We start from the raw sequence: 12,525 nt of genomic DNA, 5'->3' as shown, positions 1-12,525 counted from the left end.
GGAGCTATTTCCGAGATTTGGAATTCTAGCTCCTTTTTTATAATTTTAACTATGGAAATTTTAATAATACTTTTTTTAATTCTGTTAAATGGTATCTTCTCAATGTCTGAAATCGCATTGATTTCTGCCAGAAAAAATCGTTTAGAAACCGCTGCAAAAAAAGGAAATAAAAATGCAAAAGCAGCTTTAGATTTAGCCAATTCTCCAAATGAATTTCTATCTACAGTTCAAATCGGAATTACGTTAATTGGAATTCTTACAGGTATTTACTCTGGAGACAAAATCACTACCGATGTTCAAAATTTTGTAGCAACATTTGAAGCATTAAGTCCTTATGCAAATTCAATTGCTGTTGGAATTGTAGTTGTAACATTAACTTTTTTCTCTTTAGTTTTAGGAGAGTTATTGCCAAAGCGTATTGGCCTAAATTACCCAGAAAGTATTGCAAAAGCGGTGGCTTTACCAATGAAAATTGTCTCTACTGTTACCATGCCGTTTATTTGGTTACTTACAACTTCAACAGATTTTTTATTGAAGATGTTACAAATTAAACCAACAGCAGATGGTAAAGTAACTGAAGAAGAAATTAAAGCTATTATTAAAGAAGGAACAGAAGTAGGTGAAGTTCAAGAAATTGAGCAAGATATAGTAGAACGTGTTTTTCACATTGGAGATCGAAAAGTTAATTCGTTAATGACACATCGAAGTGATATTGTTTATTTATCACTTGAAGATACAAAAGAAGAAATCAAGGCAAAAGTTATAGATGAATTACACTCTGTTTATCCAGTTTGTGAAGATAATTTAGATAATGTAATTGGTTTAGTCTTGCTTAAAGATTTATTTGTAAGCTTTGAATCGGGTACTTTTGATTTAAAATCTATCACTAGAGATGCTGTATATTTAATTGAGCAGACTTCTGCCTATAAAGCATTAGAAAACTTTAAAACTTCAAAGATGCATTATGCCTTTGTGGTAGATGAACATGCTATTTTTCAAGGTGTAATTACATTAAATGACATTTTAGAAGCTCTGGTAGGCGATGCTTCAGATTTTGACGAAGATGAGTACAAATTAGTAGCAAATGAAGATGGAACGTGGTTAGTTGATGGACAATATTCATTGCATGATTTCTTAACTTTTTTCGATTTAGACGAATTGATTAATGATTATGAAGTAACTACAGTAAGTGGATTTTTTATCACAGAACTTGGAAATATTCCAAATCAAGGCGATAAGATAATTTGGAATAAATTAGATTTAGAAGCCTTAACAATGGACGGCGCCAAAATAGATAAGGTGCTTATCAAACAATATAAAGAATAAAAATAGTTTATAGTCAAAGCTTCAGTTTTAAATAATTGATGACTGAAAACTGAAAACTGAAAATTGAAACAATGACAGAAGGAAATTTTGTAGACTACGTAAAAATATACGTTTCTTCCGGAAAAGGAGGGAAAGGTTCGTCGCATTTACACAGAGAAAAATTTATTGAAAAAGGTGGGCCAGATGGTGGTGATGGTGGTCGCGGTGGACACGTATACATAAAAGGAAACAAAAATCTTTGGACATTATTTCACTTGAAATTTTTGAAACACATGCGTGCTGGTCACGGAGGCGATGGAGGAAGTTCAAGAAGTACAGGTCATGATGGAGAAGACAAATACATTGAAGTACCATTAGGAACAGTTGTAAAAGACCAAGAAACAGGTGACGTTTTGTTCGAAATTACAGAACACGATGAGGTGAGAATCTTAGCAGAAGGAGGAAAAGGTGGTTTAGGAAACTGGCATTTTAGGAGTTCAACAAATCAAACGCCTCGTTATGCACAACCAGGAATGCCTGTAAAGGAAGTAGATGTAACTTTAGAATTAAAAGTATTGGCAGATGTAGGTTTAGTAGGTTTCCCAAATGCAGGAAAATCAACGTTACTTTCTGTGTTAACTTCGGCTAAGCCAAAAATTGCAGATTATCCGTTTACAACTTTAAAACCTAATTTAGGAATTGTAGCTTACAGAGATTTTCAATCGTTTGTAATGGCTGATATTCCTGGAATTATTGAAGGTGCAGCGGAAGGAAAAGGATTAGGACATTACTTTTTGCGTCATATTGAACGTAATTCAACTTTGTTGTTTTTAGTTCCAGCTGATGCAGATGATATTAAGAAAGAATACGAAATTCTGTTAGATGAATTACGTCGTTACAACCCAGAAATGTTAGACAAAGATCGTTTGATTGTGATTTCAAAATGCGATATGTTAGACGATGAATTAAAAGCAGAATTGAAAAAACAATTGGACAAAGAATTTAAAGGAACTCCTTATTTGTTTATTTCTTCGGTTGCCCAACAAGGTTTACAAGAGTTGAAAGACAAATTGTGGCAAATGTTAAACGTAGAAGAAAAATAAAATAGTATAAAAAGTAAGAAAAAGCATCTTCAATTTGGAGATGCTTTTTTGTTTTTAATCCAGTTTTTATAATAAAAAGTTAAAATTGCTTCAATCTAATCTGATTTTGAAGTGATAATTTTAACGAAATCGTATTTTTAAGTATATTCGCCACACAAATCAAAAGAACACAGATTTATTATGAAAAAATTATTATTATTTGTCGTTTCTGCTATAATGCTTGTGCCAGCTTCGGTAAAAGCAGATGAGGGAATGTGGTTTTTAATGTTCATTGAGCGTTTAAATCACCGCGACATGCAAAAAATGGGCTTGCAATTAACAGCCGAAGAAATTTACAGTATCAACAACCACAGTTTAAAAGATGCTATCGTTCAATTTAACGGTGGATGTACTGCTGAAATGATTTCAAAAGACGGATTAGTTTTAACCAATCACCACTGTGGATATGATGCTATTGCAGAATTATCATCAGCAGAAAAAAATTATTTAAAAAATGGGTATTGGGCAAAAAACAGAGCAGATGAATTAAAACCTTCAAGTTTATATGTACGTTTCTTTGTTCGTATGGACGATTGTACAAAAAGAATTTTGTCTGTTGTAAATCCAACAATGAGCGAAGCAGATAGAGAAAAAGCTATCAATGCTGAAATCGCTAAAATTGAAAAAGAAAACAACGAAGGCGGAAAATATACCGTTTCTGTTCGTCCATTTTTTCAAGGAAATGAATATTACTATTTCGTTTACCAAGATTATAAAGACGTTCGTTTAGTAGGAACTCCTCCAGAAAGTTTAGGAAAATTTGGTGGTGATACAGACAACTGGGAATGGCCACGTCATACAGCAGATTTCTCTATGTTTAGAGTGTATGCTGATGCAAACGGTAATCCAGCTGAATACTCTACAAATAACGTTCCTTTAAAACCAAAACATTATTTACCAGTAAACATTGGTGGAGTTAAAGAAAATGACTTCGCAATGATTTTAGGTTATCCAGGTAGAACTAACCGTTGGATGCCAGCAGGTGGAATTGAGCAAAACGTAAAATTTGCTTATCCAGCTTGGGTGGAAGGTTCTAAAACCGGAATGGACAACATGAAAAAATACATGGTTCAGTCTGATGCTTTAAACCTTATTTATGCTTCTAAATTTGCAGGAGTTGCTAACTACTGGAAAAACCGTCAAGGAATGATTGATGCGTTATCAAAATTTGGTACGGCAAAAACAAAAGCAGCTCAAGAAGCTAAATTCCACAAGTGGGCAAATAAACCTGAGAATAAAGCAAAATACGGTAATGTTGTTCCTACAATCAACAAATATTATGCTTTAACAAATGAAAAATCGCGTCATGATAACTATATGATGCAATTGTTCAGAACTTCTGCTTTTGGAACAGTGAGCAGAGGTTTAGGAAGACAATTAGAAAATTATGCTAAAGCAGATGCAACTAAGAGAGCGCAAATGGCTCCAGCTATTTTAGAAATGGCTCAAGGAATGCACAGTGAATTACATATTCCTGCAGAAAAAGACATTTTAGCGGCTCAATTAAACTTATACGCTAAAAAAGCAGGTTATACTTTAGCTCCAATGGTTGAAAAACTAGCTAAAGAAAACAATGGAGATTTTACAAAATATGTAAATGCAGCATTCGATTTAAGTATTTTTACTTCTGTTGATAGAGTAAAAGCTTTCTTAGATTTACCATCTGAAGAATTACTTAAAAACGATCCACTTTATGTGTTAACAAATGACTTATTGACTCATTACAGCTTTAGAAGTGAAGAATTAATCAAATCTCAAAATGATTTTGGTGCTTCTTTCCGTTTATTAGTGGAAGGTTTAAGAGAATCTAAAATTGGAGAAATCAAATATCCAGATGCAAATTCAACTTTACGTTTAACTTATGGAAAAGTTCGTTCTTTACCAGCAGACAAGCGTAATGATGCTACAATTAACAACTATACTACGTTAGCAGGTCAAGTTAAAAAATACAAAAAAGGTGATTTAGAATTTGATTTACCAGAAAGAGTATTACAAATGAACGCAGCTAAAGATTTCGGTCGTTATGCAGATAAAGACGGTTCTTTACACGTAAATTTCTTAACAGATAACGATATTACAGGAGGAAACTCAGGTTCGCCAGTATTAAATGGAAAAGGAGAATTAATCGGTTTAGCATTCGACGGAAACATCGAAGCTATGGCAGGTGACGTAATCTTTGACAAAAAATTACAAAGAACAATCAACGTTGATATTCGTTACGTGTTATGGGTAATCGAGAATTTCTCAGGAGCTAAACATATAGTTGACGAAATGACAATTGTGAAGTAATTTTCAAATCAATATAAATAGAAACGTCCCGATTTATCGGGACGTTTTTTTATGGTTGATAGTCAAACGGTAGCATGTCACCAACTTTTTTCCAACCCATATAGCCATAAATGAATAAGTTATTTGGGCTATAATAATTTCCGTCTGCAAAAATTTCTACGGGTTCATTTTCGATTTTTAATTGAGAAATTTGAAATTCGGATTCAGTATTATTTCCGTAGAGTAAATATTTTTTATCAGGTTTGGATTTAGTATAAGTTACATTCAAATAGTTTTCAAATTTCAATATTTTTTTGTTTGACTCATTTATCATAAATTTAGAGGAAGGGATTATAGTTTCACTAAGTTTAATTGTTTCGTGTTTTGGTATTTTGCGTACTTCAGAATAATCATTGGTTTCTTTTGCTAATCGATATATGTTTTTTATTGTTTTTTCATCTGGAAATTCTGGATTTTTCATTCTAGTTAGCTCTCTAACACTAAAACCCTCATCAAATAATTTATTTTGATATAATGCTCTAATAAAATGCATTGACGAACCCGAATATGCCTCTAATCTTTTTTTTGCTACTTTTTCAGAATTTAATTTTTCTTCACTTGTTATGTCTTTAAAAAATGCATAACCTAAATAAAATGTGTATAGTTGGCGGTGTCCATAATTTATATAGTTAAATTGTATTAATTCATAAGTTATAATATAACCTGTAGTTTTATTTTTAATCAGTAAAGGTTTATAGGCATTAGCTGTTAATTTGTATCGTATTGAATCTTTTTCCTCAATTAAAATTAAATCTTCAGGATTTAAGATTTCTGCATTTTTTGCTATTTCGCTATCGCCTATAAAATGACTTTTAAATATTTCATACTTTTTATACCATTCTTTATCTTGTTTTTGTTTAATAACAACTACTTCATTTAATTGACTATTGTTTTCTCTTAAATAAATTGTTTTATTAATATTCTTTCCATCAGAAATATTGAGTTGAGCATTTATTGGATGATATCCTATAAAACTTATAACAATTTCTTTTGTGGATAATGGTAATTGTATGCTAAATTTTCCATTTTCATCACTATATGTTCCATAGGTTGAATTTGGAATGTATATAGCTGCACCCGCTAAACTTTCTTTAGTGTTGGCGCTTTTTACCACGCCTTCAAAAAGTACTTGTGCAAAACCATTAATTGAAAAAAATATAAGAATAAGATATTTCATAAATTAGTTAATTTTCAATTTTGTACTTGTTGAATGTGCTGTGAATTCTGGAGCATACATGCTTTGCAATGTTGCAATTCCATCATTAAAACTTCCCGAATTATTAATACGAACATCATATTCTAATACATAAGTTCCGGTTTTAATTGTATCAAAAAAGAAATGTGTAGCAATGTCTTTTGTACTTTGGTAGTAGCCCAAGCCATTTTTCCATTTATATTCTGAAATTACATCTACAGGTTCAAAACACGATGCGCGTAAATCTTTTAAATGTACAAATTCTAAATCGTTTTCAGTTTTTATGATTAACTGAATGGTTACTAAATCGCCAGGTTTTAGATTTTCTTTTAATAATTCTACTAATTCATTTCTTGATGTAGTTTTAATTTTTTTGTAAACATTTTTAGTAATTGACAAAACTTTAGTACTATCCGATTTTATGTTTTCTAAATTCTCAAAATATTGCCAATATACACTACCATAATTAGGAATATCGGTTTTGTTTTCTACTGAAATTGTTCCCATTTCTTTAGAAATTTCTGCTGCAGACCAATTTATTTTAATATAACCTGTTGTTGCTTCTTTGTCTTTTTCAGAAAGTTTTTTTGTCAATACTTTTTCATTTCCAATTTTAAATTTGGTGTTGTCTTTTATACTTGTCCAGTCAGTTCCTTGTAATAATAAGGCATAAATTGCTTCAGAAGTTGCCTTTGTAGTTGACCATCGATTGACTTGTTTGTTCTTTAATAACCAAACTTTCATTTCATCAACATATTTTTTATCTTTTTCAATTTCGGCAAAAGCTTCTATTAATAATGCTTGCGTTTCAATTGGCGATTGATACCAATAATACCCGTTTTTGTTTTCAATCCAATACATTCCATATTCATCATTTCGAGCGGCAGTTTCTTTTAGACTTGATATGATTTTTTGAGCAAATGCTACATCGCCAAATCGATACATGGTTAATGCTAAAAGTCCTTTTTTGTATAACGAATAGTTTAACCAATTGGCTTTGTATTCCTTTTTTTGAATGTTTATAATTGAATCCATTTTTTTAGATATGGGCATTTTATCTAAATGAAAACTTCTTGCATATAAAAAGTGCAGATTAGAGTAATAAAAATAACTTACACGTTCATTTTTAGAAGAGTTAGTTTTTATAAAATTGGCATCTAAATACGGAATTGCCTTTGAAATAATTCCCTTAAATTTTGAACTATCTTGAGGGAACATTTTTTCTAAATGTCCTAAACCAGCAACGATGTGTTGCGTGATGTAATTATTTTCGTTTCCGCCATCAAACCAAGCAAATCCACCAGAAGATTTTTGTTTTTCTTCTAATTTTTTTAGTGTTTTTTCTTGCGATTCTTTCATGGTATTCAAATCCATCAGTAATGCCAAACGCTTGTTTTTTAGGTCATCGTTTTCGGCATCAAGTAACCATGGTGTTTCATTTAATACAATTGATTTTAGTTCATCATTTTGTGTAAGTTTTGAAACTGCTTTTGGATTATTTTTCCAAGATTCAAATAACGAAGCAACTTTTGGATTAATGTTGATTATTTCGGTGGCAATAAAATTGGCATAATATCTTGAAAAAGTTTGTTCTGCACACTCATGTTCATATTCCATCAAATACGGAAGTGATTGCAACGCAAACCAAATCGGATTAGAGGTGTATTCTAACGTGAATAAATGATTTTTCAAGGTTTTAGAATCGTTATTTTTAAGATTTTCAAATGCATATTCTTTTTTAGAATTTCCTTTTACCCAAATTGGAATACTTTCTGTTATTAGAATTTTATTGCTCAAAACAGGCAGAATATTTTCTTCGCCATCACTAAAATTACCAGATTTTGCTACAATTTTATATTGCAATCCTTGTAATCCTTCAGGAATGGTAATTTTCCAATTTACCGGAACACTTTCTTTTGGTTTACAACTGAAATTTCTGGCGTTGTTTGTGTTTAATGTAATATTATCAACTGGTTTCATTGTTGAAGCATCATAAAGCAGTAGCATAGCAATTCCAGATTTAGTTTCGTTAGTCATGTTTACCACTTTTGCCGAGATGTTTATGGTGTCGTTTTCTCTTACAAATCGTGGCATATTGGTTTGTATCATTACATCCTTTTGCGAAATAACACTCGATTCAAAGTAACCCGTTTCTGCTTTTTTGTTATGTGCATATAATCGCAATTTCCATTGTGTTAATGATTCTGGTGTTGTAAAATTAAAAGAAACTTTTCCATTGTTATCTGTTTTTAAATTCGGATAAAAGAAAGCAGTTTCATTAAAATTGGTTCTGGTTTTTACTTGAGTTAGTTCTTTTAAGGCGTTTTTGGTCGTAACTATAATTACTCCGTTTACACCTTGTTCACCATAAAGTGCAGCACCTTGAGCTCCTTTTAAAATTTGAATATCTTGAATAAGTTCAGCTTGCATACTTTGAAGTGTATTAGCGTTAGAAATTACGCCATCAATAACTACTAATGCTTCGTTTTTTCCAGAAACTGATCTATTTCCTCTTAAAACAATTTTTGTAGAAGCGTTAATACCATTATTGTTAGTTTCAATTTGTAAACCAGAAACTTTTCCTGCTAATGACTGCAATACGTTTTGATTTCCAGATTGTGTTAGCTCTGCACTATTAACAATTTGATTAGAAGAAGTTACTGCATCTACTTTTCTTCTTATTCCCATTGCACCAATAACAATTGACTCATCAAGCATAACTGCTTTTAGAGTAATTGTATAATCTTTTCTATTATCAACTAAAACCATTTCACTGCTTCCCGCGTAAGAAACTAACAGTGTTTCACCTTTAGCGGCTTCAATTTCAAATTCTCCATCAAAATTGGTAACCGTTCCTCTATCTGTTCCATGTACATTAACATTTGCTCCAGCGACTGGTCCAAGATCATCAACTACAATTCCAATTATAAATTTTGCGTCTTTTGGAATGCGTGTTTTTGTTTTAATGTTATTGTAATAATTATTAATTACATACTCATTTTTAGGATTTGTAAAGTCAAACCCAAACCAATTTAGATCGGTATTTGTTCTGGTATTAAAATAACGTTTTTTTACATCGATAAAGTTATTTAATTTTACAGATGTGTATGGATATTCATTTTCAGTAGTTGGTGTTATTGTATAATAATTTTTATCGTTAAAGAGAATATTTTTCCAACCCTCTGTTACAAATTGATCTAATGATTGGTCATACATACTGGCTAAAACTTCTGCTTCCAGTTTTTGATTTAATATTTTGAAAGACCAATTTTCAACACTTCCTGGTTCAATTTTATTTCGATAACTTTCAATTTCAATATTTAGTTTGTTTTCAGCTGTTTCTTGTTTTATTCTATGAAATTCTTGATGCATTAAATTTTCCCAAACCGATACAAAGTAAAAAGTGAGTTTGTCTTTATAATCGTTTGTTTTAGGGAATTTGAAAATTGCTTTTCCATTATTAAGTTGGATGGTTTGAACGTTATTTGCTAATTTTTCATCAATATAAAATCGCGAAGTAATATGTAAATCTGGGATAATAGATTGAACTTCAATGGTATAAAAATTTGAATTTTGTTCTGAAATATCTTTTATTGTAAAAAGTTTTTCATCTGAAAAAGGTTCTTTTTTTGATATTACATTAAGTTCATTCTCAATAGTAATTAAATTATTTTTTGCATCATAAGCTTCTGTTATTATTTTAAATTTTGAAGTTTTATAATTTCTTAAAAAGTCTAAGTTAATTTCTTTGCTGTTTTTTGTGTCGAATAAAATTGTTTTAACTAATACATCATTAGTTTTATAATCTGATTCATCGTAGGCTTCGTGCGGAAATAAGCGCTCAAATTCTTCACGAGTAAACGCTCTAATTTCAGGAAAATTAAATGCTATATTTTTTAAAAACTTTTTTTGCTGAATTTCATAGATTTTTATAGTTCCTTTAGTATCAATTGGATAATTATTTAACGTTGTAGCATTAATTTTTAAAACGTTATTTTCTTCAACAACTAAGTAATTTTTAAATTTTAAATTTAATTGCAGCATTTTTTTTCCAACAATAACTTCTTGAAAAGCTGAACGAGTTTCTCCATTTGTATCAGTAACCACTGCTTCAATATTGAAATTTAAAGCATTTATTTCTTCGATTGATAAAATAGAATCTGTTGCGGTAAATTCTATTAAAAAATTCCCATTTTCATCGGTTGTAATTTCTTTATTGATATAATTTTTTTGATAGGGTACATGTTTATTTGATGAAATATGTTTTGTAATCGAATAAGATACTTTTGCATTAGTAAGATTATTTCCTGCCAACGCTTTTGCATTTCCTTTAATTTTTAATGTATCGCCAATTGTGTAATTTTCTTTTATTTCATCAAAGCTCACTTCAAATGTTGGTCGTTTATATTCTTCAACTTTAAAACGAAAACTTTCATAAGAATTAAAATCTACATTGTCCCAAAATCTATGTTCCTCTTCATCTTTGTCATAATATTTTTCATCTATTTTATAATTTTCTGGTTCATCAATTTCAATACCAAATTCTCCTGTTAATACATTTTTTGGAATGTCAAATTCGCCCGAGAAGCTTCCAAACTCGTTGGTTTGTACATCAAATTCTTTTAAAACCGAATTATTTTCATCTTCTATTGTTACACGAACACTTACAAAAGGAACAACACTTTTTTCATCGTTTATATTTTGAATAATGATGCCTTTGTAATACATTTTTTGTCCAGGACGATAAATAGCTCGATCAAAATAAACCATAGCTTTTGCTTCAAAATTTTCATTTTTTGTATCATTACTATATATAAAATTTCGATTGTAGCTTTTTAAAATAGTGTCTTTTTGATGCGTTATCTCTACATTATAGTTATACGATACATCTTTTTCATGTTTTGTTGGATTTAAAGACGCTTTTCCAATGGAGTTGCTTAAAGTACTTTCAACTTCATTTTTGAATTTTATATTTTCAATGGGTTTGCCTGTTTTTCTGTTGTAGGTATAAAAAACATCCTTGTTTTCTTCATCGTCTTCAAAAACAAATAGATCAGTTACTTGTAATTTTTGGTAAGCAAATGCATTTTTTTCTAAATTACTATGATTTGATGCTTCAACATATACCAAATAATTTCCAACTTCTAATTTGTCTAATAAAAACTCGGTTGAAGTTTCATAATAATCATTTCTATTAGGTAGTTTAACGATTTGTTTTTTTAAGGCTTTGTTTTTATTTATCAAATCATTTACGATAGAATCTTTATAAAACATGTTATTTCTATAATAATTTTCTTCAAAAAGATGATTTAATTTATGAGGTAATGGATAATATGAAATAGAGATTGTGTCAACATTTTTATATCTTATATATACTCTGTTGTTTTGATTTGGATAAGTGATTTTTGGCAATTCTAAATAAATCGATTTTTTATGGATTTCAATTTTTATATTTTCTGCTGTAGCCAAAGCATCTAAGTTTACTTTAGTTTCAAGAATCGTGTCAATTAACTTCAGTGCTTTTTCGTTTAAATTTTTATCATCATTTTTAAACGAACGACTTTGATAGTGTTTTACGCGATCAAGTCTTAAATATTGTTTTAAAAACAAGTTGTTTGTCTCTTTTTCTAATTCGTTTATTTTACCATAAAAAAGATTATAATCAGCAAAAACACCATTGAATATTTTTAAACGTTCATAATGTTTTTCGTCAATTTTGTCTTGGTTTGTAGCATAGTACTTTTCGTTTTTTTGTAAAATTCTTACTAAATTTTTTAGTTCTTTTTCATTAATTGCATCTGCATTTTGAAGTAAAAAAACATCTGATTCTTCATAAAAAGGAGTAATATTTGTTGGGTAAACTAGTGTTTTATTCCAATACTTATTGTTTAATTTTGTTTTATAATAAGCAATACATTTTTGAGAAATAAAATCATACATACTAAAATTTTTAGCATCAACTGCATGACTAATTTCAAAGATGTCTCTATAAGAATTTAAAAAAGTAGCTCGTAATATTTCTTCATCTTCTAAACATAAAAAATATGTTTTTTCAATTTCTTTTTCAAAATCTGAAGATGACCAAATTAGAAAATCTTTACTTTTTTGATTTTTTAGAGGAGTTAATTTGCTAATTTGATATGAAAATTTTTGATAGTATTTTTCTAAAATAGTTGCATAGATATAATTCAGCAATGCTTTTGAAACGGGTTTAACGGTTCTAATTTCATCTTGAAGATTTGTGATGATTGTAGTTTGTGCTTTTTCATCAAAAACTTGTTCAAATTTTGATAAATAAAAAAAACATTTTACAATTTGCACTTCGTCTTTCTTGCGCTTAGCTTTTTTGTATATTTCCTGCACTTTTTCTTCTGCAGATTTAATTTTTCCATCTAATTCATAATTATAAACTTCTTTCCATTTGTCATCATATTGGCTAAATGAACTGAAAGAACTAACAAATAACAATAAGAATAATATTTTACGCATAATAGTCTGTTTCTTTATAATGAGTGTAAAAAGTATAAAAAGGTTGGGACGATTAAAATTAAATTA

General features: G+C 29.7%; 5 protein-coding genes. 3 read left to right on the top strand and 2 right to left on the bottom strand.

The window, feature by feature from the left end; genetic code table 11:
• Positions 1-51 precede the first annotated feature (51 nt).
• The 3 genes from M9Q43_RS10660 to M9Q43_RS10650 all read left to right on the top strand — a co-directional run bounded on the left by M9Q43_RS10660 (position 52) and on the right by M9Q43_RS10650 (position 4,736).
• On the top strand, positions 52-1,326 hold the full coding sequence (locus tag M9Q43_RS10660; RefSeq protein WP_262318889.1) for a hemolysin family protein: 1,275 nt from the start codon (positions 52-54) through the stop codon (positions 1,324-1,326).
• 71 nt (positions 1,327-1,397) lie between these two features.
• Entirely contained in the window at positions 1,398-2,408 is a 1,011-nt protein-coding gene (gene obgE, locus M9Q43_RS10655; protein ID WP_262318888.1) for a GTPase ObgE, read from the top strand.
• 180 nt (positions 2,409-2,588) lie between these two features.
• Positions 2,589-4,736, top strand: a complete 2,148-nt coding sequence (locus M9Q43_RS10650) for a S46 family peptidase (protein ID WP_262318887.1) — start codon at positions 2,589-2,591, stop codon at positions 4,734-4,736.
• Positions 4,737-4,785: 49 nt separating this feature from the next.
• Here the strand turns inward: M9Q43_RS10650 and M9Q43_RS10645 are convergent, their stop codons facing one another.
• On the bottom strand, positions 4,786-5,952 hold the full coding sequence (locus tag M9Q43_RS10645; RefSeq protein ID WP_262318886.1) for a carboxypeptidase-like regulatory domain-containing protein: 1,167 nt from the start codon (positions 5,950-5,952) through the stop codon (positions 4,786-4,788).
• Between the two features lie 3 nt (positions 5,953-5,955).
• Complete coding sequence (locus tag M9Q43_RS10640; protein ID WP_262318885.1) at positions 5,956-12,459, bottom strand: alpha-2-macroglobulin family protein; 6,504 nt, start codon at positions 12,457-12,459, stop codon at positions 5,956-5,958.
• Positions 12,460-12,525: the final 66 nt, after the last annotated feature.

The sequence above is a fragment of the Flavobacterium odoriferum genome (assembly GCF_025499515.1).
GTDB lineage: Bacteria > Bacteroidota > Bacteroidia > Flavobacteriales > Flavobacteriaceae > Flavobacterium > Flavobacterium odoriferum.
Note: the sequence above shows the minus strand (reverse complement) of the source record. Positions and strands in the feature narration are given on the sequence as shown.

Coding starts and splice junctions, on each gene's coding strand:
- M9Q43_RS10660 (WP_262318889.1), top strand. CDS start 52: ATGGAAATTTTAATAATACTTTTTTTAATTCTGTTAAATGGTATCTTC.
- obgE (WP_262318888.1), top strand. CDS start 1,398: ATGACAGAAGGAAATTTTGTAGACTACGTAAAAATATACGTTTCTTCC.
- M9Q43_RS10650 (WP_262318887.1), top strand. CDS start 2,589: ATGAAAAAATTATTATTATTTGTCGTTTCTGCTATAATGCTTGTGCCA.
- M9Q43_RS10645 (WP_262318886.1), bottom strand. CDS start 5,952: ATGAAATATCTTATTCTTATATTTTTTTCAATTAATGGTTTTGCACAA.
- M9Q43_RS10640 (WP_262318885.1), bottom strand. CDS start 12,459: ATGCGTAAAATATTATTCTTATTGTTATTTGTTAGTTCTTTCAGTTCA.